Raw genomic sequence first — 24,986 nt, forward strand, 5'->3', positions numbered from 1 at the left:
CAAAGCACGCTTAAAGCTGCCGGCACAGCGGATGACGGGTCTCGCTGGCTTAAACGAAAACGGGCCCGTCAGGGCCCGAAATTCGTCATGATCATGAAGACATCGCCGCAGCCTCGACTGTAGCAATTGGGCGTTGGGCGACGCGAGAGCGTTACGTGCCGGTCGCGATCAGCATGAAAGCGGGGATGTCGTCGCCGAAACCGACAGGCGTGTGGTCGTCGCGGTTGTCGCGGCCGGAATTGCCGGAATAGCCTTCATTGCGACCGCGCGAAGAGGCGGTTGGGCGCTGAGACCGCGACCCGGCGCCTGACCGCGAGCGAGGCTGGCTGCGCGACTCGCGACGGGTCTTGCTCGGGCTCTCCACCTCGGATGCCTCCTCTACGGTGTCCGTGCTTTCGGGGCACGCGGCGACGACCTCGTCCACCGCTTCCTCCACGCGTTCCACCGGCTCCGCGCTCTCTTTGCGACGCGAGCGCGAACGCGTTCCCCTGCTCGACGAACGCGAACGGCTGCGGCGGGTGTCGCCGTCATCGTCCTCGTCGCTGGTCACGATCGAAGAGAGATCGCCATCGAGCCATTCGATATCCGTGCCGATCATCTTCTTGATGGCTTCGAGGTGCTTGGTCTCGGACTGGGTCACCAGCGTAAAGGCCTTGCCGGAGCGCCCGGCGCGTCCAGTACGCCCGATGCGATGGACATAGTCCTCGGCATGGATCGGCACGTCGAAATTGAAGACGTGACTGACTGCTGGAATATCCAGACCACGCGCCGCGACGTCGGAAGCGACGAGAAGCTGCAGCTTATTTTCCCGGAAATTATGCAGCATCATCATACGCGCGCGTTGGTCCATGTCGCCATGGAGCGCGCCGGCCGAAAAGCCGTGTTTTTCCAGGGATCGGAACAAGGTGGAGACGTCGCGCTTGCGATTGCAGAAAATGATGGCGTTGGTCAGATCGCTCTGCTGACGCAGAAGGTCGCGCAGCCGGGACCGCTTGTCGTAATCCTTGGGCTTCGAGGCGACGAGACGCTGCTGCACCGTCAGCGCTGCCGAAGCGGGCTTCGCCACCTCGACGCGCACCGGATTCTGCAGGAACTGCTCGGTGAGCTTGGTGATCTCCGGCGGCATGGTCGCCGAGAAAAAGAGCGTCTGCCGCGTGAAGGGCAGCAGCTTGCAGATCCGCTCGATGTCCGGGATGAAACCCATGTCGAGCATGCGATCGGCCTCGTCGATGACAAGGATCTCGACGCCGGTGAGCAACAGCTTGCCGCGCTCGAAATGATCGAGCAGGCGCCCAGGTGTCGCAATCAGAACGTCGCAACCACGGTCGAGCTTGCGGTCCTGTTCGTCGAAGGACATGCCACCGATCAGTAGAGCGACGTTCAGCTTGTGATTGCTGCCATATTTGGTGAAGGACTCTTCGACCTGAGCGGCCAGCTCGCGCGTCGGCTCGATGATGAGCGTGCGCGGCATTCGAGCCCTGGCGCGACCCTTTTCGAGCAGCGTCAGCATCGGAAGAACGAAGGACGCCGTCTTGCCGGTTCCGGTCTGGGCAATGCCAAGAACATCGCGCCGTTCCAGCGCGTGTGGAATGGCTTCCGCTTGAATCGGCGTGGGTTCGGTATATCCGGCGGATTCGACGGCGGATTGAACCTTGGCACTCAAGCCGAGTTCGGAAAAGCTGGTCAAGTGGTCGGTACTCTTGTGCTCTTTTCGATAGGTCGGGAGACAGCTGCGATTGCGGGCGCGATAGAGCGCAGACGCCCAAGAGTCAACTGCCAGCTCTATATGGCGATGCCATGTATCATTTTAAAGACGGCCCGTCAGTGGCCATTCCAAGCAACGAATCCGACTTCCGGATGCACTGAACGATAAGGGTTAATCGCGCGGACGATCTCTCTCGCTGGGCGCTCGGAAAACGTCTTGACCTCAGTTGGTCGCAAACCCGAAATCGTAAGACCCGTCCGGCTGGACGTGAAGCTCGTAGGTCTCCGAGATTTCGCCATCACGCGGCACGATTTCGAAGAAGAGTGACAAGCCGCTTGGTTCATCGCTCGACGGTTCGTCGGCACGGTAACCGACCACGGCGCCGCCCATCTCGCCGATTTCGGTGATCTCGATCGTCTTGACGAGCGTCGCTCCGCCTTCCGCGCCGGCGATCTGCTGGAGGAAGAAATGCGAGCGGGACGGATCGGCCGGATCGCGGGCCATGACGGTGCGCCAAACACCCTTCGTCCCGTCCTGATCCCACGGTCCGACGATCTGCACGTCCTCGATCAAAGGCGAAAGCCCACCGATCATCGATCCCGCTTGGCCTTCATCCGAGGACGACGAGGCGGGCGCGGCCGTTGCGGATGGGGTGGACGAGCCTGCGGCATCGCCTGTCTGGGCCGTTCCCTCCTGCGCGAGCGCTGACGATAAAAGAAGCACCAAAGCGAGCGGCACTGCCCATAAGCGACCCTGCATGCCCATTTTCAAAGCCATGATGTCTATCGTCCCGTCTGTTGCTCGATCAGATGTCGAGATCTTCGACAAAAGCGGAGCGCTCCTGAATGAAGCGGAAGCGCAAATCCGCCTTCGTGCCCATCAAAGCCTCGACGGCACCGGATGTTCCGCTTTCAGGAGTCTCGTCGATGACCACCTGAAGCAGCGTCCGCTTGCGCGGATCCATGGTGGTTTCCTTCAGCTGGGCGGGAAGCATCTCGCCAAGTCCCTTGAAGCGGGACACCTCGACCTTGCCCTTGCCTTTGAAGTCGCGGGCCACCAGCCGATCTCGATCGCGGTCGTCGCGGGCATAGGCCGTCTTGCCGCCCTGGGTCAGCTTATAGAGGGGCGGGACGGCCAGATAGAGATGGCCGCCACGAACGAGCTCCGGCATCTCGCGATAAAAAAAGGTGATCAGCAGGGAGGCGATATGGGCGCCGTCGACATCGGCGTCCGTCATCACGATCACCTTCTCGTAGCGAAGGTCGCTCTCGCGATATTTTGACCGAGTGCCGCAGCCCAGCGCCTGAACAAGATCGGCGAGCTGCTGATTGGCACCCAGCTTGTCGCGTCCGGCGCTCGCCACATTGAGGATCTTGCCTCGAAGGGGCAAGATCGCCTGGGTGCGTCGGTCGCGCGCCTGCTTAGCCGATCCGCCAGCGGAATCGCCCTCTACGATGAAGATTTCCGAGCCGCTTGCGCCGGCTTGCGAACAATCGGCGAGCTTGCCCGGCAGTCTCAGCTTGCGGGTCGCGCTCTTGCGGTTGACCTCTTTCTCCTGGCGCCTGCGAAGCCGCTCGTCGGCTCGCTCCAGCGTCCAGTCGATCAGCCGCGCCGCGTCCTGGGGCGATGATGCAAGCCAGATGTCGAAGGAATCGCGCATCGACTGCTCGACGATGCGCTGGGCCTCGACCGTCGCCAGGCGATCCTTGGTCTGGCCGACGAATTCGGGTTCGCGGATGAAGACCGAGAGCATGGCACTGGCCGTCGACATGACGTCGTCGCCGGTAATCACGGACGCACGCTTATTCCCCGAGACCTCGGCGAAGGCTTTCAGCCCACGCAGGATCACCGACCGCAGACCCGCCTCATGGGTGCCGCCTTCGGGTGTCGGGATCGTGTTGCAGTAGGAGCGGATGACGCCGTCGTCCGGCGTCCAGGCAACGGCCCATTCCACCGCCCCATGGCCCGAGACCTTTTGCGTGCGGCCGGAAAAGATCTGCCCAGTGATGCGATCCTTGCCGATCGAGCTGTCGAGATAATCCTTGAGACCGCCTGGAAAGTGGAAGCTCTCGCGCGCCGGGATATCGCTTCCGTCCGGAAGCAGTCGCGGATCGCACTGCCAGCGAATCTCGACGCCACCGAAGAGATACGCCTTGGACCGGGCCATTTGGAACAGGCGGGCGGGCTCGAAACCGGCGCCATTGCCGAAGATCTGACTGTCCGGCTTGAAGCGCACGCGTGTGCCGCGCCGGTTCTGAATCTCGCCGACCTCGATGAGAGGTGTCACTGCAAGGCCGCGCGAATAGGTCTGACGGTACAGCCGCCGATTGCGTGCGACCTCGACCTCGAGCGTCTCTGAGAGGGCGTTGACCACCGATACGCCGACGCCATGCAGGCCGCCGGAAGTCTCATAGACTTTCGAGTCGAACTTACCGCCGGCGTGGAGTGTCGTCAGAATGACCTCCAAGGCCGACTTGTCCTTGAAGCGCGGATGGGGATCGATCGGAATGCCGCGTCCATTGTCCGTGACGGTCAGGAAGCCTTCGGCATCCAGCGAGACTTCGATGAAGTTGGCATGGCCGGCTGTCGCCTCGTCCATCGAATTGTCGATCACCTCGGCAAAGAGGTGATGCAGGGCCTTGGCGTCGGTGCCGCCAATATACATGCCGGGACGTCTGCGAACCGGCTCGAGCCCCTCCAGGACCTCGATGTCTGCGGCAGTGTAATCGCCGGGTTCGTGCGCGGTTTCGGGATGAGCCGGTTGCGCCCGCTTCGGGCGTCGGGGCGGCGGTGCCTCCTCCTGACGACGAGCTGCCGAGCCGCCTGAGAACAGGTCGTCGCTCATCGTCCGCGCCCCGCTGCAGGCAGATCGGGGCGAGAAGGTCGAACAAAGTGGCGATCAAGCGTCGGCATGGGTTCCTGGTACACTTTCACGTATTGTTCTTCAAGCGGAGCATCGGAACTTATCCGGCCAACTCCGATTTCGAGGCCGCTATCCGTGATGCTGGCGCTCCTCGCATGAATAGCGCCTCACCAATGAAAAGGGGCGCCCGTTCGGCGCCCCTTTCGTGACATATCTTTGTCGTCTCAGCCTGATCAGACCGAGTAGTACATCTCGAATTCGACCGGATGCGGGGTCATTTCGAAACGCAGAACCTCGGCCATCTTCAGGTCGATGAAGGCGTCGATCTGGTCGTCGTCGAAGACGCCGCCGGCCTTCAGGAACTCGCGGTCACTGTCGAGATTCTCGAGCGACTCGCGCAGGCTGCGGCAGACGGTCGGGATTTCCTTCAGCTCTTCCGGCGGCAGATCGTAGAGATCCTTGTCCATGGCCGAGCCTGGATGGATCTTGTTCTTGATGCCGTCGAGACCGGCCATCAGCATGGCGGCGAAAGCGAGATAGGGGTTCGCCGTCGGATCGGGGAAGCGCACCTCGACGCGCTTGGCCTTCGGCGACTGGCCAAACGGGATGCGGCAGGACGCCGAACGGTTGCGCGCCGAATAGGCGAGCAGAACCGGTGCCTCGTAGCCCGGAACCAGACGCTTGAAGGAGTTGGTCGACGGGTTGGTGAAGGCGTTCAGGGCGCGCGCATGCTTGATGATGCCGCCGATGTAGAACAAGCAGCTTTCGGAAAGCCCGGCATATTCTTCGCCCGCGAAGGTCGGCTTGGAGTCCTTCCAGATCGACTGGTGGACATGCATGCCCGAGCCGTTGTCGCCGAAGACCGGCTTCGGCATGAAGGTCGCCGTCTTGCCATAGGCGTTCGCCACCTGATGGATTACATATTTGTAGATCTGCATCTTGTCGGCGTTGCGCGTCAGCGTGTCGAACTTGATGCCGAGTTCGTGCTGGGCCGCGGCCACCTCATGGTGATGCTTCTCGACGGCAACGCCCATTTCGGCCATGACCGTCAGCATTTCCGAGCGCATGTCCTGGCAGCTGTCGATCGGCGGAACGGGGAAATAGCCGCCCTTGGTCCGCGGACGATGGCCGAGATTGCCGGTCTCGTATTCGGTGTCGTCATTGGAGGGAAGCTCGGTCGAATCGAGCTTGAAGCCGGTGTTGTAAGGGTCGGCCTTGTAACGCACGTCGTCGAAGACGAAGAACTCGGCCTCGGGGCCGAAATAGGCGGTGTCGCCGACGCCGGACTGGGTCAGATAGGCCTCGGCCTTCTTGGCCGTCGTGCGCGGATCGCGATTGTAAGCCTCGCCGGAGACCGGATCGAGAATGTCGCAGACGATCGCCATGGTCGACTGGGCGAAGAACGGGTCCATATAGGCCGTTTCAGGGTCCGGCATCAGGACCATGTCCGATTCGTTGATGGCCTTCCAGCCCGCGATCGACGATCCGTCGAACATCGTGCCTTCTGCAAAGATGTCCTCGTCGATCATCGAGGCATCCATGGTCACATGCTGCGTCTTGCCCTTCGGATCGGTGAAGCGAAGGTCGACGAACTTCACGTCGTTGTCCTTAACCTGCTTCAGGATGTCGTTCGCGCTCGTCATGGCGTTCCTTCCTAGTAGGGATATGCTTGGTTTGGCTGGATGCGGTTATGCGGAATGATCAAAGAGCGGTCATATCGCGTCCGTGCCGGCTTCGCCGGTGCGGATGCGGATCGCTTCCTCGATATTGGAGACGAAGATCTTGCCGTCGCCGATCCGGCCAGTCTGAGCGGCCTTCCGGATAGCCTCCACGGCTGAGGCCACCATCTCGTCGCCGAGCACGATCTCCACCTTCACCTTCGGCAGGAAATCGACGACGTATTCGGCGCCGCGATACAGTTCCGTGTGACCCTTCTGGCGCCCGAAGCCCTTGGCTTCAGTCACGGTGATGCCCTGCAGGCCAACCTCCTGCAGCGCTTCCTTGACCTCATCCAGCTTGAACGGCTTGATGATCGCCTCGACCTTCTTCATCGAATGTCCTTCTCGAATGGTCCCCGATACGGGTCTCGCCCGTCGCCTCGATCATGCACAGTGCATGCCAACTGGCCGGCTGCAAGTCGGGCAGTGGAGAAAAATGAGGCCTCGCCCCCATGTCCACCGCGCGCCCACCGCGAAGGGTATAGAAGCTTCGGCCCTGGCGTCCACCGACCTGTGCTCCATTGTTCGTCCAAACCAAGCGAAGAGGCTTTGGGGCGTGCGTTTCGGGCTTCTGTTTGAATAATAATGATGCATATCGCCTAAAGGATAAGCAAGTCGATGCCAACATGCGCGCCAATCGGAACCGCCTTGCTCACGCCCACGGAAATGGCGGAGGCGGATAGGCTGACGATCGAAAGCGGGATATCGGGCTGGCAGCTGATGAGCGCGGCCGGGCGTGCGGTCGCGGGCGTTGCCGCAGAGATGGTCGCGCTGCCCGGACCAGTGGCCTGTCTTGCCGGACCGGGCAACAATGGCGGCGACGCCTATGTGGCGGCGGCAAACTTGCGGGAACAGGGATTTGCGGTCCGCGTCTTCGCGCTGGGTGATCCCGAGCGCCTGGCTGGCGATGCTGCCTTCGCGCGTGCAGCCTGGAATGCCGAGATCGAGCCGCTCGCCGCCTTCGAGGCGGACCAATTCTCGCTCATCATCGACGGTCTGTTCGGCGCCGGTCTCTCGCGAGCTTTGGATGGCGAGGTCGCCAACTGCGTCGAGCGGGCGAACGCATGTCGAACGCCGATCCTATCCATCGATTTGCCCTCCGGCGTCGCGGGCGATAGCGGCGTGGTGCTCGGCACGGCCTTCAAAGCCCGTCGCACGATCAGCTTCTTTCGCGCAAAGCCCGGTCATCGTCTGGAGCCCGGGCGCAGCCTCTGCGGCGAGATCACGATCCGGCCAATCGGTATTCTGCCAGACGTCCTGCAGACGATTCGGCCGCGGACCTTCGATAACGATCCGAATTTGTGGGGCAGAGCGCTCCGGTGGCCTGCCGATGCCGGCCACAAATATGATCGCGGCCATGCGGTCATTCTGTCCGGCGGCGCGTCGAAGACCGGCGCCGCACGGCTTGCCGCCAATGCCGCACTTCGCGCCGGGGCCGGGCTGGTTACCGTCTTTTCGCCCGCGAGCGCGGTGTTGGTCCATGCGGCCCATCTGACGGCTGCTATGATAAAACGCTGCGAGGGGGCGAGCGAACTCGATACTCACCTCGCGGACGAACGCCTGAACGCCTTCGTCCTTGGGCCGGGCTTCGGCGTCGGCGCCAAGGCGCGGGATGCCGCCCGGCTAATCCTTGAGAAAGCGCGCGCGCTCGTTCTCGATGCCGACGGCATCACGTCCTATGCCGACGATCCCCGGGCCTTGTTCGCCCTGGCTCGCGAAGCGGGAAAAAAAGCCAGCGAAACACGTCTTGTCATGACGCCGCATGCCGGAGAGTTCAAACGCCTGTTTCCCGATCTCGCATCCTCTGAAGGGGCCAAACTCGAACAGGCGCGGGAAGCGGCGGCCCGCGCCCATTCGATCGTCGTCCTGAAAGGCCGGGATACGGTGATCGCGGAGCCCGGCGGGCGGGCCGCCATCAATTCAACGGGCACGCCCTGGCTCGCTACGGCCGGGACCGGGGACGTCCTCACCGGCATGATCGTCGCACAACTCGCGCAGGGAACCCCGGCCTTCGAGGCGGCCTGCGCCGGGGTTTGGATGCATGGCAAGGCGGCCGAGGCCTTCGGGCCCGGGCTGATCGCCGAGGATCTGGCGCCGATGCTGCCGAAGGTGTTTGGCGACCTCGCCCGCCTCATGGACGAGACCTAACCTACTCCGCCGCTTCCTTTTTCACGGTGGGGCGGCGCTCCAAGAGCTCTTTCAGGAAGCGGCCCGTATAGGAGCGCCAGGTCTCGCAGACGGTCTCGGGCGTTCCGGTCGCGACAATTTCACCGCCACCATCGCCACCTTCCGGGCCGATATCGACCAACCAATCGGCGGTCTTGATGACCTCGAGATTGTGCTCGATGACAACAACCGTATTGCCGCGATCGACCAGATCATGGAGGACTTCCAGAAGCTTGGCGACGTCATGGAAATGCAGGCCCGTTGTCGGCTCGTCGAGAATATAGAGCGTCTTGCCCGTGGCCCGCCGCGAAAGCTCCTTGGCAAGTTTCACCCGCTGGGCCTCGCCACCGGACAAGGTCGTCGCCTGCTGGCCGACCTTGACATAGCCGAGCCCCACCTCCTTCAGCGTCGCCAGCTTGTCGCGGACGGCCGGTACCGCCTCGAAAAAGCCGACGCCTTCCTCGACCGTCATGTCGAGAACGTCGGCGATCGACTTGCCCTTGAAGGTGACTTCCAGCGTCTCGCGATTGTAGCGCTTCCCGTGACAGACGTCGCAGGTGACGTAGACATCGGGCAGGAAGTGCATCTCGATCTTGATGACGCCGTCGCCCTGGCAGGCCTCGCAGCGTCCGCCCTTCACATTGAAGGAGAAGCGGCCCGCCTGATAGCCGCGCGCCTTGGCTTCGGGCAGGGCCGCGAACCACTCGCGGATCGGCGTGAAGGCGCCGGTATAGGTCGCCGGATTGGAACGCGGCGTGCGCCCGATCGGCGACTGGTCGATGTCGATGACCTTATCGAGATGTTCCAGCCCCTCGATCCGATCATGCTCGGCTGGCACGTCGCGGCCATTGGCGATGCGGCGCGAGGCGGCCTTGAACAGGGTCTCGATGAGGAAGGTCGACTTGCCGCCGCCGGAAACGCCCGTGACGCAGGAGAAGAGGCCGAGCGGGATTTCAGCCGAGACATTTTTGAGATTGTTGCCCCGCGCGCCGACGACCTTGACCGCCTTGCCCTTCTTCGGCTGGCGGCGCTTTTCGGGAACGGCAATGCCAAGGTCGCCCGAAAGATAGCGCCCGGTGAGCGACTTCGGATTGGCCATGATCTCGGCAGGCGTGCCGGATGCGATGACTTCGCCGCCATGGACGCCGGCCGCAGGCCCGATATCGACGACGTAGTCGGCGGCGCGGATCGCGTCCTCGTCATGCTCGACGACGATCACCGTGTTGCCGATGTCCCGCAAATGCTTGAGCGTTTCGAGAAGACGTTCATTGTCGCGTTGATGCAGGCCGATCGAGGGTTCGTCGAGAACGTAGAGAACGCCCGTCAGCCCCGAGCCGATCTGCGAAGCCAGACGGATGCGCTGGCTTTCGCCGCCGGAGAGCGTCCCGGACGAGCGCGACAAGGTCAGATAGTCGAGGCCGACATCGTTGAGGAAACGCAGCCGCTCGCGAATCTCCTTCAGGATCCGCACGGCGATCTCGTTCTGTTTGTCGGACAGTTTTGCCGGAAGCGCCTCGAACCATTCGACGGCCGTCTTGATCGACAGCGCGGTGACTTCGCCGATGTGGCAACCGGCAACCTTCACCGCCAGCGCCTCGGGCTTCAGGCGATAGCCGTTGCAGGCGGGGCAGGGGGTCGCGGACATGAAGCGCTCGATCTCCTCGCGCATGAAGGCTGATTCGGTCTCCTTCCAGCGCCGTGAGAGATTGTTGACGACGCCCTCGAAGGTCTTCGTCGTCGAATAGGCGCGCAAACCATCCTTGAAGCGGAATTCGACCTTGTCCTTGCCAGTGCCGAACAGGATCGCCTTGCGGCCGTCCTCGGGCAGGTCCGCCCACCGGTCGGTCTGCTTGAAGCCGTAATGCCGGCCGAGTCCATCGAGGATCTGGCCGTAATAGGGCGAGGTGGATTTGGCCCAGGGCGCCACCGCGCCGGATTTGAGGGTTACGGCTTCATTGGGCACGACGAGCTTCGGATCGACTGCCTGCTGCGAGCCGAGACCGTCACATTTCGGACAGGCGCCGAACGGGTTGTTGAAGGAAAAGAGCCGAGGCTCGATTTCCGGGATGGTGAAGCCGGAGACCGGGCAGGCGAACTTTTCGGAAAAGACGATCTGGCGCGGTTTGCCGTCTTCGTCGGTCCCATCGGCGAATTCGGCGACCGCGATGCCGTCGGACAGGCCGAGAGCCGTCTCCAGCGAGTCGGCGAGGCGCGATGCGATATCGTCGCGCACGACGATGCGATCGACCACCACGTCGATGTCGTGCTTGAACTTCTTGTCGAGAGCAGGCGCGTCGGCGATGTCGTGAAACTCGCCATCGATGCGGACGCGCTGGAAGCCCTTCTTCTGAAGCTCCGCCAGTTCCTTGCGATATTCGCCCTTGCGGCCGCGCACCATGGGTGCCAGCAGATAGAGCCGGGTCCCTTCCTCCAGCGCCATCACCCGGTCCACCATCTGGCTGACCGTCTGGCTTTCGATGGGAAGGCCCGTTGCCGGCGAATAGGGGATGCCGACCCGGGCGAAGAGAAGCCGCAGATAGTCGTAGATCTCTGTGACCGTTCCGACCGTCGAACGCGGGTTCTTCGACGTCGTCTTCTGCTCGATCGAGATCGCCGGCGACAAGCCGTCGATCTGATCGACATCCGGCTTCTGCATCATTTCGAGGAATTGCCGCGCATAGGCCGAAAGGCTCTCGACATAGCGGCGCTGGCCTTCCGCATAGATCGTGTCGAAGGCGAGCGAGGATTTGCCGGACCCCGAAAGGCCGGTCATGACGATCAGCGTGTCGCGCGGCAGGTCGAGATCGACATTCTTGAGGTTGTGCTCGCGCGCGCCGCGAACCGAGATCGTCTTCAGTTCCGCCATGGGATATCGGTCTTTGTCTGTTGTCGAGAGTCGCGCCTATCTATGGCCGCGCGTGTCGTCTTTAAAGCGCTCGGCCTGGACTCCCTTGATCGTTCTATTTTTGTTCTATAGCCTGGACGCCGCAGAGTCACAATGGCGTGCCGTGCTTTTTGTTGTTGACGATGAAATCCGAGCCCTTTCGTCCGGGCGTCCCACCGACTAGGGTTCGGCGCGAAATTCGAAGGGAGTTTTTCGTCATGGCAGGCAGCGTCAACAAGGTCATCCTCGTCGGCAATCTCGGCGCGGATCCCGAGATTCGCCGCCTGAATTCCGGCGATGCGGTGGTCAATCTGCGGATTGCCACGTCCGAACAGTGGCGCGATCGCCAATCCGGCGAGCGGCGCGAGCGGACCGAATGGCACAATGTCGTCATCTTCAACGAAAATCTCGTCAAGGTTGCCGAGCAGTTCCTGAAAAAGGGCTCGAAGGTCTATCTGGAAGGCCAGTTGCAGACGCGGTCCTGGGACGATCAGTCCGGCCAGAAGCGTTACACGACCGAAGTCGTGCTGCAGCGCTATCGTGGTGAATTGCAAATGCTCGACAGCCGCGGCGAAGGCGGCGGCGCGGGCGGCGGAAGCTATGGCGGGCCGCGCGGCGGGGGCGGAAGCTCTTCTCGCGACGACGACCGTGGATATGGCGGCGGCGGCGGTTATGGCGGCAGCTCCGGGGGCGGGGGCGGCTCCAACGACTTCGACGACGAAATCCCGTTCTGATTGGAAAATGTCGTATCGGCCGGAGACGGTGCCAGCGCTACGGCCCGTCCCGGTCAGAGAGAGGCCAAAACCCTGCACCATCGCTCTTGCGCGCGGTGTGGAAACGTCGCGCAACGTTTCCACACCATGCTCTAAGCGGAGGCGGTGGCTTCGGATGAGCCGGCGCCTCCTGCAAGAGCTTGGTGCCCTTGTTGGGACTGGACCTCGACGAAGACGCGCCGCACGATCGGAAAGGCGTCCCTAACACGGCGCTCGATCTCGGTCACGATCGTCTCGATCCGTTGGGATACGACGTCGTCGCGAAAGTCGAGGCTCATGGTCAGGAGCACGTCGCTCGGGCCCAGATGCAGCGTGCGCAGCTCGTTCACGCCGATGATCTCTGGTTGATCGGCGATCCGATCGCGGATGCGCTCTTCCATCTCTGGTCCGGCCGCCTCTCCGATCAAGAGACCCTTCACTTCGATGGCAAGCAGCACGGCTGTGACGCCGAGAAGAACCCCGATTAGGATCGAGCCAATCGCATCGAAAGCCGGAATGCCGGTGCCCCATGCAAGGCCAACACCCGCCGCCGCGATGAGTATGCCGAGACACGCCGCCGAATCCTCGAAAAGGACGACGAAGATCGACGGGTCCTTCATGTCGCGGAAATCCCGGAGCAGGCCATTGCCGCGTCGTCTGTCCTGAAACTCGCGAAAGGCAACGCTCCAGGAATAGCCCTCGAAGCAGAAGGAGAGGGCCAGAACGCCGAGAGCCACCAATGGCGAGTTGATGCTTTCGGACTCCCCGGCGATCAGTCCCTCCACGCCCTCGAAGATTGAAAAGCCCGCGCCCAGTGCGAAGATGATGATGGCGACGAGGAAGGACCAGAAATAGACCTCCGATCCGTAGCCAAAGGGATGTTTCTCGTCTGCGGGCTTCTTCGCCCGTTTGAGACCGATCAGGAGAAAGCCTTCATTCGCCGTATCGATGATGGAATGAAAACCCTCGGCGAGCATGGACGAGGATCCGGTGAAGACCGCCGCGACCAGCTTCGTCACCGCGATCGCCAGATTGGCGCCCATGGCGGCGATCACCGCCTTCTTGCTGCCATCGGCTTCTTGCTCACCATCCCGAACCTTGCGCCGTGATCGTGCCATGCAACTGCTCCTGTTCGGTGTGCCGGAGCGGTAAGTCTTCAGGCGCCGAAAAAGTTCGCCGGCTCTTCAAGATTTCGCGAGTCGCGCGTCAGTGAAAGGCGATTTCGCCTGTCCCCGGTCCTGCGCACCTCTGCGTCCCCGAACAGAAGGTTTTCGATAATTGCCAGATGGATAGCGCGGCGCGATTGTCAGATCGCTTCAATATCGCCCCGCGCCCAAGCCTCCATGGTCTCCGACCGAAAATCGGCGAACCGGCCCGCCTCGATCGCCGAGCGCATGCCGGCCATCAGCGACTGGTAATAGGCGAGGTTGGTCCAGGTCAGGAGCATGCCGGCGAGCGACTCGTTGGCGCGCACGAGATGATGGAGATAGGCGCGCGAATAATCCCGCGTCGCCGGGCAATCGGAGGTCTCGTCCAGCGGCCTCGGATCGTCGGCATGACGGGCATTGCGCAGATTGATCTTGCCGAAGCGCGTATAAGCGAGGCCGTGGCGTCCGGCCCGTGTCGGCATCACGCAATCGAACATGTCGATGCCGCGCGCCACCGACTGCAGGAGATCGTCGGGCGTGCCGACGCCCATCAGATAGCGCGGTTTCTCGCCCGGCATGGCCGGCAGCGTCTCTTCGAGGACTTTCAGCATGACCTCCTGCGGCTCGCCCACCGCTAAGCCGCCGACCGAATAGCCCTTGAGGTCCATCGCCGCGAGCGCCTCGGCCGAGCGCAGGCGCAGATCGATCACGTCGCCGCCTTGGACGATGCCGAACATCGCCTTGCCCGGCTGATTGCCAAAGGCCTTGGCCGAGCGTTCGGCCCAACGGAGCGAGAGCTCCATCGCACGCTCGATCTCGGCGCGCTCCGCCGGCAGGCGGATGCATTCGTCGAGCTGCATCTGAATGTCCGAATCCAGAAGGTTCTGGATCTCGATCGAACGCTCAGGCGTCAGCTCGTATTCGCTTCCGTCCACATGACTCTTGAACTTCACGCCGCGCTCGTCGAGCTTTCGAAGATCAGCCAGAGACATGATCTGAAAGCCGCCGGAATCGGTCAGGATCGGATAGGGCCAGCGGGCAAATTCATGCAGGCCGCCGAGCCGCGCCACGCGCTCGGCGCCGGGGCGCAGCATGAGATGATAGACATTGCCAAGGATGATGTCTGAGCCGAGATCGCGCACCTGGTCGAGATACATCGCCTTGACCGTGCCGGCGGTGCCGACGGGCATGAAGGCCGGGGTCCGCACCGTGCCGCGCGGCATGGTGATCTCGCCGCGCCGCGCCTTGCCGTCGGTGGCGATCAGGTTGAAGCGGAACTCATCGCTCATGCGTCTGTCGCCCGCTCCAAGAGGCAGGCATCTCCATAGGAATAGAAACGATAGCCCGCGCCGATTGCATGGGTGTAGGCCGCTCTCATGCGCTCCAGGCCACTGAAGGCCGAAACCAGCATGAACAGCGTCGAGCGCGGCAGATGGAAATTCGTCATCAACGCATCGACGGCACGAAAGCGATAGCCGGGGGTGATGAAGATGTCGGTCGGGCCGGAAAACGGCTTGATCGTGCCGTCCGGCTCCGCCGCGCTTTCCAGGAGGCGGAGCGAGGTGGTGCCGACCGAGACGATACGGCGGCCCGCGCGCTTGGCGTCTGTCAGCCGGGTAGCCAAAGCCGCATCGATATGCCCGATTTCGGCATGCATGCGATGGTCCTCGGTCGTCTCGGCCTTGACGGGCAAAAACGTCCCGGCGCCCACATGCAAGGTCAAGAACTCGGTGGAAACGCCGCGCGCCTTCAGCGCCACGAACAAGGACGGAGTAAAATGAAGACCCGCCGTCGGTGCCGCGACGGCGCCCGGGTCCTTCGCATAGACCGTCTGATAATCGGTTCGGTCTTGTGCGTCCTCAGGGCGCTTCGAGGCAATGTAAGGGGGCAGCGGCACATGGCCGACAGCGGCGATCGCCTCGTCGAGCACCGGGCCGGACAGATCGAAGGCGAGCACCGCTTCGCCAGCCTCGCCTCGCTCCTCGACATTTGCCTGCAGCGAGCCGTGAAGGCAGGTCTCGCCCTCATGGCCGAAGACGATCCGGTCGCCCGGTCTCAGCCGTTTGGCGGGCCGCACGAAGGCCGCCCATTTCTCCGGACCGAGGCGCATATGAAGCGTCGCCTCGATCTCGGCGACGCCTTGGCCCTCCGGCAGGCCTTCCCGCCGGCGGATGCCGACGAGTTGGGCCGGAATGACGCGCGTGTCGTTGAAGACGAGAATGTCGTCCGGCCGCAGACAATCGGGAAGATCGGCGACGCGTCGATCCGTCAGGCCGCTCGGCGCGACCTGAAGAAGCCGCGCCGATTCACGCGGTTCTGCCGGACGCAGCGCGATGCGCTCTTCCGGCAGATCGAAATCGAACAGATCGACGCGCATGAGAGCCTGAACGGTTCGATTACTCAGCGCCGATATCGGTCGCGACGCGCATGGTCGTGATCGAGTCTGGATCGCGGACCGGCTCGCCCTTCTTAATCTTGTCGACATTCTCCATGCCTTCGATCACCTCGCCGAAGACCGAATACTGCTTGTTCAGCCAGGGGGCTTCGTCGAAGCAGATGAAGAACTGCGAATTGGCCGAATTCGGCGCCGCGGTGCGGGCGGCCGAAACCGTGCCGCGCTTGTGCGGCTCGGCGGTGAATTCCGCCTTGAGGTCGGGCTTGTCGGAGCCGCCGGCGCCGGTTCCCGTCGGATCGCCCGTCTGAGCCATGAAGCCATCGATCACGCGGTGGAAGACGACACCGTCATAGAAATTTTCGCGCGCCAGCTCCTTGATCCGAGCGACGTGGTTCGGGGCGAGATCGGGGCGCAGGCGGATAACCACGCGGCCCTTCGTCGTCTCGAGGATCAGGACGTTTTCGGGATTTTCGTAAGCCATCTGAAAAGGCTCCTTTCTTCGATCGGCCAGGACCCCGCACGGAGCGGGCGACCTCATCGCCGTCTCAGCCAGAGTTGCGTCGCGCTCCAGCTATGGAAACGGCGGCCCGGGTCAATCCCGAACCGCCGCAAATTGGGGTCTATCTCGACCAAAACGACCTGAGGCGCAAGTCCGCGAAGTCTCGCGGGGCCACCCCCATGACGGGTCCGATCAGTTGGCGCCGCCGCCGACGGTGACCTTCACCATCTTGTCGGGGTTCTCGACCGACCCGTTCTGTGCCGGATCACCCTTCTTGATCTCGTCGACCACATCCATGCCCTCAACGACGTCGCCGACGATCGTGTATTGGCCGTCCAGGAAATCGCCATCGGCGAGCATGATGAAGAATTGAGAGTTGGCGGAATTCGGGTTCTGCGAGCGCGCCATGCCGACCGTGCCGCGATCAAAGGTCTCGCTATCGCTGAATTCGGCGGGGAGATCAGGCTTGTCCGATCCACCCGTCCCGACCATCGACGCGTCGTAGCCGTTACCCGTCTCCTTCCCGAACTGGACATCGCCCGTCTGGGCCATGAAGCCGTCGATCACCCGGTGGAAGACGACATTGTCATAGGCCCCTTCGCGGGCGAGCTCCTTTAAGCGCTCCACATGCTGGGGCGCGAGATCGGGTCGCAGCTGAATGACGACCTCGCCCTTATTGGTCTCGATGGCCATCCGGTTGTCGGCGTCATCGGACTGCGCAAAGGCCGAGCCGACCCCGGTCGCAAGGACCAGACCGGCAATCAGACCGATCGTCGAGAAAAACTTCATGAAGAACACCTCGTTGAACAAATAGGGCGCGCCCTGCGCAAAGCGTTTCCTGCCTTACGCCCGGCGATCGGCCAAAGCGGCCGCGACCGGCTTCGGCACGAAGGGCGTGACGTCGCCCCCCATCTTCGCGATCTGACGAACCAATGTGGCCGTAATGGGCCTGGTCGCCGGGCTTGCCGGAAAGAAGATCGTCGCGATCTGAGGTTTCATGACGCCGTTCATGCCCGCCATCTGCATCTCGTAGTCGAGATCCGTCCCATCCCGCAGGCCGCGTATGAGGACGCTGGCACCGGCTTGTGCTGCCGCTTCGACGACAAGGCCATCGAAGGGAACCACATCAACGCGGGCAGCCGCTTCGGCGGTGAGCGAGTCGCGGATCAGGGCCACGCGCTCGTCGAAAGAGAACATCGCCATCTTCGACGCATGGACTCCGATCCCGACTACGACCCTTTCGAAAGCAATCAGCGACTGGCGCAGAATGTCCAAATGTCCGTTCGTCACGGGATCGAAGGAGCCGGGATAGAATGCCAGCCTCACGGGTCACCTCTCGGAGTGTTGCAGGAGCTGTCACGAAACTTAACTCGCCAAAGCCAAGCAGCGAAGATACATTCTATGGTGTCAGAGATGCTTGTGCTGTCACATGCCGGTCTGGCTGCAAGGTTGTTGGCGCGCGTCTTGGAACGAATTGCTGCGCACGGCCGTTAATGGGGTACGAAACGAGGAGAACACTTGCATGTTGATCGTCGCGCTTTCACTCGCCATGGTCCTCAGCCTTGCCGCAGCGACCGCGGTCACCCTCCATAACGAGCAGCAGGACTCGCGGGTCAAAGTGTTGGCACGCCGCTCCAGACAGATACGCTGATTAGCGCATCGACGCAGACTGTCGAGCATCCTTGCCTACCGTTAGTCCTTTATCAACCTTTCAATTTCTTCATTGCAGTATCGATCACCAGCCGTTTCATCTATTAGATGCGGCCTGCCATTGAAACGAAAAAGGCTCCCCTTCAATCGAAGAGGAGCCTTTTTGCTAGATCTGCCGAGAGGCGGTCAGACCTCTTCATCCGGGTTCGAGCCGTCAGGTCCGGAGAGATCGCCATCGTTCCTGTTCGTGGCCGAATTCTCGCCGCTTTCCGATGAGCCGTCCTCTGGTTCGATGATCGCGTCGGCGTCTGCTTCACCCGCCTCATCCGTTCCCTGATCGGGAATGCGCTCCACCGAGACGACGCGCTCGCCTTCGGCTGTGCGGAAGATCGTCACGCCGCGTGTCGCGCGACCGGCAATGCGGATGCCTTCGACCGGAACGCGGATCAACTGACCCCGATCGGTGACGAGCAGAATCTGGTCGCCCGGCTCGACGGGGAAGCCCGCGATCAACTGGCCGATCTCGCCCATCCGGTTCACGTCGGTCGCACGAATTCCCTTGCCGCCGCGCCCGGAGGTGCGGAAGTCGTAGGAGGATGAGCGCTTGCCATAGCCGAATTCGCTGACCGTGAGGATGAACTCCTCATTGGCCGACAGGAAGCCGTAGCGCTCGGGATCGATGCGAACGTCCTCGATGCCCTCTTCGTCGACCGACACCTCGCTCTGCACCTCGCCATCGGTGGCGCGGCTCATCTTGATATAGGTCGAGCGCTCGGCCGGTGTCGCATCCACATGACGCAGGATCGCCATGGAGATCAGCCGATCGCCCTTGGCCATCGAAATGCCGCGCACGCCGACCGAGTTGCGGCCCGCAAAGACGCGCACATCGGTCGCGGGGAAACGAATGCACAGGCCCGACGACGCCGTGAGAAGCACATCGTCCTCCTCCTGGCAGGTCGCGACGGCGAGAATTTCGTCGCCGTCTTCCTCGAGCTTCATCGCGATCTTGCCGTTGCGATTCACCTGCGTGAAATCGCTCAGCTTGTTGCGGCGAACGGTGCCGCGCGTCGTCGCGAACATGACGTTCAGCTTTTCCGCCGCCTCGTCGTCGGTCGGCAGCGGCAGAATCGAGGTGATGCGCTCGTTCTTTTCGAGCGGCAGCATATTGATCAATGCCTTGCCACGCGATTGCGGCGTCGCCAGAGGCAGCCGCCAGACCTTCTCCTTGTAGACGATGCCACGGGAGGAGAAGAACAGGACGGGCGTATGGGTGTTGGCGACGAAGAGCCGGGTGACCGAATCCTCGTCGTTCTTCAGGCTCATGCCCGAACGGCCCTTGCCGCCCCGGCGCTGGGCCCGATAGACGCTGAGCGGAACGCGCTTGATGTAGCCGCCATGGCTGACGGTCACGACCATGTCCTCGCGCGGGATCAGGTCCTCATCGTCGAGATCGGCCGCGCCTTCCGTCAATTCGGTCCGGCGCGGCGTGGCGAACTCGTCGCGAATATCGGTCAGCTCATCTTTGATGATCTGAAGAACGCGAGCCCGCGAGGACAGAATATCGAGATAGTCCTTGATCTCGGTCCCGATCTTTTCGAGCTCGTCGCCGATCTCGTCACGGCCGAGTGCCGTCAGACGCTGGAGGCGCAGATCGAGGATCGCACGCGCCTGGGCCTCGGACAGGCGATAGGTGCCGGCCTCCGAAATGCGATGGCGCGGGTCGTCGATGAGACGCACGAGCGGCGCCACATCCTTGGCGTCCCATTCACGCTCCATCAACTGCTCGCGAGCCGTCGCCGGATCGGGCGCCTGGCGAATGAGCTTGATCACCTCGTCGATATTGGCGACGGCGATGGCAAGACCAACCAACACATGGGCGCGCTCGCGCGCTTTGCGCAGGAGATATTTAGTCCGCCGGTTGACCACCTCTTCGCGGAAGGCGACGAAGGCCGACAGCATGTCCATCAAGGTCAGCTGTTCGGGCTTGCCGCCATTCAGCGCGACGATATTGGCGCCGAAGGAGGTTTGAAGCGGCGTGAAACGATAAAGTTGGTTGAGAACGACGTCGCTGGAGGCGTCGCGCTTCAATTCGATGACGACGCGGTAACCCTCGCGATCGGATTCGTCGCGAATGTCGGAGATGCCCTCGATCCGCTTGTCGCGAACGAGTTCGGCCATCTTCTCGATCATCGTCGCCTTGTTCACTTGATACGGAACTTCGGTGACGACGATGGCCTCGCGGTCCCCGCGCATCGTTTCCACATGGACCTTGCCGCGCATAAGGATCGAGCCGCGACCGGTCGAATAGGCCGACAGGATACCGGCCCGGCCGAGCACGATCGCACCGGTCGGGAAATCCGGCCCCGGAATAATCTCCATCATCTCGGACAGAGAAATCGCCGGATTGTCGATCAGCGCAATACAGCCATCGATCACTTCACCCAGATTATGGGGCGGAATGTTCGTCGCCATGCCGACGGCGATGCCGCCCGACCCATTGACGAGGAGATTTGGAAAGCGGGCCGGAAGGACGACAGGCTCGGTCTCGCGTCCGTCGTAATTGTCCTGGAAGTCGACCGTTTCCTTGTCGATGTCGACGAGGAGCGCATCGGTGATCTTCTGAAGACGGCACTCGGTGTAGCGCATGGCCGCCGGCGGATCGCCGTCGATCGAGCCGAAATTTCCCTGGCCCTCGATGAGCGGGGCGCGCATCGACCAGTCCTGCGCCATGCGCACCAGCGCGTCATAGATCGCCGAGTCGCCATGGGGATGGAACTTACCCATCACCTCGCCGACCACACCCGCCGATTTGCGGTAAGGCTTGGTCGAGGTGAGGCCCATCTCGTTCATGGCATGTAGAATGCGGCGATGGACGGGCTTCAGGCCATCGCGCACGTCGGGGAGGGCGCGGCTGACGATGACGCTCATGGCGTAATCGAGATAGCTGCGCTGCATTTCCTCTATGATCGAAACGGTGCCGATACCGCTTTCGGTCGGCCCTTCCGGCCCCCTGGGGGGAGGTGCGGGCGGAATGTCGTCGTTCTCTTCGGCCAAGGAATCGTCCTGAAAATCCGATGGATGCGTGCGCTCGCTATAGACCGAAGGTCAAAGGCAGCGCAAACAATGCCGCGCGCCCGGAATGGCACGGCAGCTCAGACCGGTCATATAAGACCGATGACAGGGGTGTGAAAGCGATAGAGCGCGTTTGGCGAGCCATGACGAGCTCCCGCGCAGCGTTCCTTGCCTCCTAACCCAAAGGATGGTGTGAAGAAGAGGCTGCACCCATGCGAGGGCTCGATGCTCGATCTTCTTCTCAATGGCTTCGTGACGCTGTTCGTCATCGTCGATCCGCTCGGGCTTATCCCGCTCTTTCTGGCGGTGACACCGGGTGTCGATCAGAAAGGTCGTATCGCGATTGCCATGCGGGCCTGCCTCCTTGCTTTGGCGATTCTCTCCGTCTTCGCGCTGGTCGGTCTTTCGCTGCTTCAGACGCTGGGAATCTCGCTCGGGGCGTTTCGGGTGGCCGGCGGGCTGTTTCTCTTCTGGATCGGATTCGAACTGGTCTTCGAACGGCGCAAGGAGCGCCATCAAAAGAGCGCCGATCGCGCCGTTGCGGAAAATGACGATATTGCCGACGTCGCGGCCTTTCCGCTCGCAATTCCCCTGATTGCCGGTCCCGGCGCGATCTCCGCCGTCATCCTCCTGTCCGGCCAATTGCCGAGCGTGATCGGCAAGGCCGGCGTCATCGCCACCATCGCCTTGGCTTTGGCCGTGACCTTCGCCTGCCTTGCCGTCGCCCATCGCATCGACGGACTTCTCGGCGCGACCGGCCGGGCCGTCATCTCACGCCTCCTCGGCGTCGTTCTCGCCGCTTTGGCCGTCCAATTCGTCGCCGATGGGGCGATCCAGCTCTTCGACATCAATACGGCTCGATAGCGATCTGCCTCGCGATTCTCGGGCGTATCAAGAGGTCTCGAAGACGGGCGGATGGCGCACCGTCGGGCGACACGATAAACGGTCGAGAGACGGAAAATAGACGGGCTCTGCCTTGGAAAAGACTGCCTGACGCCGTCCGGGGCGTTGATCCTGCGGGATATCGAGTCACTGCGATCTGCCGAGATTGGGCTTATACGGAGGTTTCCTCGGACTGGCGGAGCACGCAGCCGGTGATCTTCATCGTCCCGTCCGGCTGACGCTCCAGGGTGTAGGAGGCGACCCAGCTTCGACCTTTCGGCCCCGTGAGGTGAACGTCCTGGCGAAAGCCGCCGCGATAGGGCTCCAATTTCCCGAAAACGACATTGCTGGCGCGATAGACGGAGGGATATCCGCTTCTGACCATCTTCATGAAGCGGTCCTCGGTGCCGAACATCGAGCGGATGCCGGGTGCGGCATAGGAAAAGGCCGCGGCGGCGTCATCCGTGCGGAACGCGTTGATTTGGGCGGAGATCACCGCCCGAATGTCCTCGGCGTCACCGGCTCGAGCCGGCGCTCCCGTGATCAAGACGCCCAATAAGGCCAATGTGAAAAGGATTGGGCGCCATGTCATGATCCGAGGTCTCCCTGTCCGATACTCATATCCTGAAGATGAGATACGGTTTTCGGAACCAGGATCGGTCTCAAAAGCCTGTGAAATCGCTCCTTCTCACGTCAGAGTGACGGTGGAGCCGTCAGAAGTCATTGGCCGAATGCAGATCCTCTGGGCGTCTGCCAACGTCCGATCCGCTTAAGTGGACGACAACCCGACGCCGATCCGTGCGAGAGCCCTCGCGGGGGTGCGAGACGACTTCGACATCGACCGATTGGCCGAGTTCGGCGGCCTGATTGAGAGCCTTGCTCAAAGCCTCGGCGCAGCGATGCACCTCTTGGATTGCCTCCTCGCGTGTCATGGGACGTAACTTCCTTTCTGATCTCTCGTGATGGTCCTATTGCGTCTGCCGTCTCAAGATGGCCGATCGAATCTCGGGTCTCACCCGCGTCTCGGATACGCCGCGCCGTCACGATTCGTTGCAAAATGATGTGGAGAAAAGAAAGAAGCCGTCCAGGTCGCCCCGGACGGCTCTTCAGCGGTCGATCCTGCCGGTACATCCGCGGTCAGGACAGACCGATCGCGCCAGGCTCCGTCAGGGTGGAGCGCGCCGATCTGGGGCTATCGTCCCGCCTTCGGCTTTCGCGAGGCTGGAGATCGGTTGGCAAACGACGAAGCGATCCGCGCGCGATGAGAAACATCGTGAGGAACCGAAGGCTGCGCTGGCCGCGATCCGGTGGCCGCTTCTCGCGCACTAGCGCGACGGGGCGGCGAAAAGAACGTAGCCATGTCTGAATCGAAGCGGCGGCAGCGGCGGCGATCGATTCGCGTCGCGGCGGAGCGAATTCAGTCGAGGCGGACACGCTCGGACAGGAGCGACGCCGTCCAATTGGCCCGGTGACATGTGTTTGTCACGGGCAAAGCGCATGCTTTGAACGCAACCGCGAAATTCGATCGATTTCGAGGGTTGCATTCGTCCGAGAGACCGGTTAGCAAGCCTCCACCGGCGGCCGAGACGGCAACGACCTCTCAGCCGACCAAGGCAAGCGCCCGTAGCTCAGCTGGATAGAGCACCAGACTACGAATCTGGGGGTCAGAGGTTCGAATCCTTTCGGGCGCGCCATCTCGCTTCTAGGGGGTGGAAAATCACCTAATATCCTGAATGGAAAGGATAAATTAGGTGTTCGAAGTCCTTCGATCCGGCTGTATGCCAAAGGCTCCAGAAAAGCCAGTCTAAGGACTGTTTTCTTGCCGATCAAATCGGCATTCATCCATATTTTCCAAGGTCTTGATAGAAAATGGAGTGCGTGTTCGAACGACTTCTCCCAGGTCATGCGCGGTTTGCCGTTTGCTACCAGCTGTTCTTCGGCCAAAGCCTTTTCCCGCTCCAGCTTACTGATGCGCTTTTCATAGGCTGCAATGACTGAGGCGTTGTCGGTCTCGACGATGCGGTCGAGCACTGCCTCGATCTTCTTTTCGACCTCGGCGACGTTGGCCTTGAGATGCTTTGTGGCGTGCTTCGCCTGCGCAAGGCGCATGTCCCACGCATCCTTGAACATGGCTTTCGCCAGCTTGAACAGGTTCTCGGACGGCTCCAGACGCTCCAGAAGTCCTTCGAACGAGCTTTCCAGCTCTTCGCGCTTGATGGACTTGCGGTAGCTCTCACAGCCCTTGGTCGGGCAGAGATAATACGGATACTTTTGATTCTTGCCCTGCAACCAGCAGGCAGTCAGCGGCTTCTGGCAATCGTCGCAGAGGATAAAGCCGCGCAGCGGGAAGTCCGCATTGATGTCTTTGCGTGCCGGAGCCTTTGCCGTGCCTTTTAGGCGAGTCTGAATCTTCTCGAAGGTCTCAAAGCTGATAAGCCCTTCGTGCTTGCCCTTGCGCAGCGTGACTCCCCAGCCGGGAGATTCGATATACCCGGCATAGACGACGCGCGTCAGCATGTCGGTGATGCGCTGATTACGGATTTCGCCGTTCGGCAAGTCTTTCGGGAAAGACGGCTGACGCTCCAGAAAGCGTTTCACTTCGACCTGCGTCTCGAAGCGCCCGGAGGCATAGCCTTCCAGCGCTTCTTGCAGGACGGAGGCATTCGGCTCATCGCGCACTAGGATTTTGCCATGCCCGCTTTCGCGCTCATAACGATAGCCGACCGGAGCCTGATGCACCCAATAGCCATTTTGCATGCGCGCGCGCATACGGTTGACCGTCTGCTCGCCGTTTTTCTGGCGCTGGTGCTGGGAAACAGAAGCAAGAAGGTTCTCGACAAGCTGAGAGTCGGAATCTTCGCCGAATTCGATAGAGGGGCTGACAAGGACGCCACCGGCATCGCCGATCTTCACCCGCAGCTCAAAATGCGCCATCAGTCCGCGCGCAAGGCGGCTGATGTCGTCAATGATGACCGCGTGCGGTTCCTTGCGGTGTTGCGAAAGGAAAGCCAGCATGGCTTGCATGCCGGGGCGGGAGGTGAGGCTTCCTGAGCTGTCGTCGCGGAAAACTTCGACGACTTCGTAATTTTTGTACTTGGCGAACTCGCGGCAGCGCGTTTCCTGGGAGCCGAGGCCGTCACCGCGCACGGTCTGCTTCGTGCTCGACACGCGGCAATAGATGACGGCCTTGCTTATATCCCGGTCTTGTGTCTCGTGCATGTTCATGTCTGCCTCCAGTCCGCCCTTCATGTT

At 61.9% G+C, this 24,986-nt stretch carries 19 protein-coding genes, 1 tRNA gene and 1 pseudogene; 5 read left to right on the forward strand and 16 right to left on the reverse strand.

Features of this window, described 5'->3' with window-relative positions; translation table 11 throughout:
- Positions 1-151: 151 nt before the first annotated feature.
- The 5 genes from B9A15_RS02165 to B9A15_RS02185 all read right to left on the reverse strand — a co-directional run bounded on the left by B9A15_RS02165 (position 152) and on the right by B9A15_RS02185 (position 6,619).
- The gene (locus tag B9A15_RS02165; protein ID WP_084408301.1) at positions 152-1,687 is read right to left on the reverse strand and encodes a DEAD/DEAH box helicase; all 1,536 of its coding nucleotides are present in this window, start codon (positions 1,685-1,687) and stop codon (positions 152-154) included.
- 240 nt (positions 1,688-1,927) lie between these two features.
- Positions 1,928-2,482, reverse strand: coding sequence for a hypothetical protein (locus B9A15_RS02170; RefSeq protein WP_084408302.1), 555 nt, complete (start codon positions 2,480-2,482; stop codon positions 1,928-1,930).
- Positions 2,483-2,510: 28 nt separating this feature from the next.
- A complete protein-coding gene (gene parE / locus B9A15_RS02175) occupies positions 2,511-4,550 on the reverse strand; it encodes a DNA topoisomerase IV subunit B (protein ID WP_084408303.1) in 2,040 nt (679 codons plus the stop codon).
- 251 nt (positions 4,551-4,801) lie between these two features.
- Positions 4,802-6,211 (reverse strand): type I glutamate--ammonia ligase, encoded by a 1,410-nt coding sequence (gene glnA / locus B9A15_RS02180; protein ID WP_084408304.1) that lies wholly within the window; start codon positions 6,209-6,211, stop codon positions 4,802-4,804.
- A 69-nt stretch (positions 6,212-6,280) separates the two neighbouring features.
- Complete coding sequence (locus B9A15_RS02185) at positions 6,281-6,619, reverse strand: P-II family nitrogen regulator (RefSeq protein ID WP_084408305.1); 339 nt, start codon at positions 6,617-6,619, stop codon at positions 6,281-6,283.
- Positions 6,620-6,904: 285 nt separating this feature from the next.
- Between B9A15_RS02185 and B9A15_RS02190 the strand changes: the two genes are divergently transcribed.
- The gene (locus B9A15_RS02190; protein ID WP_084408306.1) at positions 6,905-8,434 is read left to right on the forward strand and encodes an NAD(P)H-hydrate dehydratase; all 1,530 of its coding nucleotides are present in this window, start codon (positions 6,905-6,907) and stop codon (positions 8,432-8,434) included.
- Position 8,435: 1 nt separating this feature from the next.
- Here B9A15_RS02190 and uvrA read toward each other — a convergent pair whose 3' ends face one another.
- Positions 8,436-11,318 (reverse strand): excinuclease ABC subunit UvrA, encoded by a 2,883-nt coding sequence (uvrA, locus tag B9A15_RS02195; RefSeq protein WP_084408307.1) that lies wholly within the window; start codon positions 11,316-11,318, stop codon positions 8,436-8,438.
- A gap of 236 nt (positions 11,319-11,554) precedes the next feature.
- On the opposite strand from uvrA, the gene ssb reads away from it, so the two are divergent.
- Positions 11,555-12,070, forward strand: coding sequence for a single-stranded DNA-binding protein (ssb, locus tag B9A15_RS02200; protein ID WP_084408308.1), 516 nt, complete (start codon positions 11,555-11,557; stop codon positions 12,068-12,070).
- Between the two features lie 131 nt (positions 12,071-12,201).
- Here ssb and B9A15_RS02205 read toward each other — a convergent pair whose 3' ends face one another.
- From B9A15_RS02205 to coaD, 6 genes are all read right to left on the reverse strand, one after another.
- Positions 12,202-13,206 carry a cation diffusion facilitator family transporter gene (locus B9A15_RS02205; RefSeq protein WP_084408309.1) on the reverse strand — a complete coding sequence of 335 codons (1,005 nt, stop codon included), beginning with the start codon at positions 13,204-13,206 and terminating at the stop codon, positions 12,202-12,204.
- Between the two features lie 188 nt (positions 13,207-13,394).
- Positions 13,395-14,525: a tRNA guanosine(34) transglycosylase Tgt gene (gene tgt, locus B9A15_RS02210; RefSeq protein WP_084408310.1), complete on the reverse strand. Its 1,131-nt coding sequence runs from the start codon at positions 14,523-14,525 to the stop codon at positions 13,395-13,397.
- On the reverse strand, positions 14,522-15,613 hold the full coding sequence (gene queA / locus B9A15_RS02215) for a tRNA preQ1(34) S-adenosylmethionine ribosyltransferase-isomerase QueA (RefSeq protein ID WP_084408311.1): 1,092 nt from the start codon (positions 15,611-15,613) through the stop codon (positions 14,522-14,524). Before queA ends, tgt begins: the two co-directional genes overlap by 4 nt.
- Positions 15,614-15,632: 19 nt before the next feature.
- Positions 15,633-16,112 carry a peptidylprolyl isomerase gene (locus B9A15_RS02220; protein WP_084408312.1) on the reverse strand — a complete coding sequence of 160 codons (480 nt, stop codon included), beginning with the start codon at positions 16,110-16,112 and terminating at the stop codon, positions 15,633-15,635.
- Positions 16,113-16,322: 210 nt separating this feature from the next.
- Positions 16,323-16,919 (reverse strand): peptidylprolyl isomerase, encoded by a 597-nt coding sequence (locus tag B9A15_RS02225; protein ID WP_084408463.1) that lies wholly within the window; start codon positions 16,917-16,919, stop codon positions 16,323-16,325.
- Between the two features lie 54 nt (positions 16,920-16,973).
- Positions 16,974-17,456 (reverse strand): pantetheine-phosphate adenylyltransferase, encoded by a 483-nt coding sequence (coaD, locus tag B9A15_RS02230; protein WP_084408313.1) that lies wholly within the window; start codon positions 17,454-17,456, stop codon positions 16,974-16,976.
- A gap of 196 nt (positions 17,457-17,652) precedes the next feature.
- Between coaD and B9A15_RS23590 the strand changes: the two genes are divergently transcribed.
- A complete protein-coding gene (locus tag B9A15_RS23590; RefSeq protein WP_280173772.1) occupies positions 17,653-17,781 on the forward strand; it encodes a hypothetical protein in 129 nt (42 codons plus the stop codon).
- A 185-nt stretch (positions 17,782-17,966) separates the two neighbouring features.
- On the opposite strand, the gene gyrA is transcribed toward B9A15_RS23590, so the two are convergent.
- Positions 17,967-20,735 carry a DNA gyrase subunit A gene (gene gyrA, locus B9A15_RS02235; RefSeq protein WP_244556766.1) on the reverse strand — a complete coding sequence of 923 codons (2,769 nt, stop codon included), beginning with the start codon at positions 20,733-20,735 and terminating at the stop codon, positions 17,967-17,969.
- 342 nt (positions 20,736-21,077) lie between these two features.
- Between gyrA and B9A15_RS02240 the strand changes: the two genes are divergently transcribed.
- Positions 21,078-21,716, forward strand: coding sequence for a MarC family protein (locus B9A15_RS02240; protein ID WP_084408315.1), 639 nt, complete (start codon positions 21,078-21,080; stop codon positions 21,714-21,716).
- Between the two features lie 190 nt (positions 21,717-21,906).
- Here the strand turns inward: B9A15_RS02240 and B9A15_RS02245 are convergent, their stop codons facing one another.
- The gene (locus B9A15_RS02245) at positions 21,907-22,326 is read right to left on the reverse strand and encodes a DUF4864 domain-containing protein (RefSeq protein WP_084408316.1); all 420 of its coding nucleotides are present in this window, start codon (positions 22,324-22,326) and stop codon (positions 21,907-21,909) included.
- A gap of 121 nt (positions 22,327-22,447) precedes the next feature.
- Positions 22,448-22,666: a hypothetical protein gene (locus tag B9A15_RS02250; RefSeq protein ID WP_084408317.1), complete on the reverse strand. Its 219-nt coding sequence runs from the start codon at positions 22,664-22,666 to the stop codon at positions 22,448-22,450.
- 685 nt (positions 22,667-23,351) lie between these two features.
- Between B9A15_RS02250 and B9A15_RS02260 the strand changes: the two genes are divergently transcribed.
- A tRNA-Arg gene (locus B9A15_RS02260) sits at positions 23,352-23,428 on the forward strand.
- A gap of 505 nt (positions 23,429-23,933) precedes the next feature.
- Here the strand turns inward: B9A15_RS02260 and B9A15_RS23725 are convergent.
- Positions 23,934-24,983, reverse strand: a pseudogene (locus tag B9A15_RS23725) (recombinase family protein); the annotation flags it as partial.
- Positions 24,984-24,986 lie beyond the last annotated feature (3 nt).

The sequence above is a fragment of the Fulvimarina manganoxydans genome (assembly GCF_900176465.1).
Lineage (GTDB): Bacteria > Pseudomonadota > Alphaproteobacteria > Rhizobiales > Rhizobiaceae > Fulvimarina > Fulvimarina manganoxydans.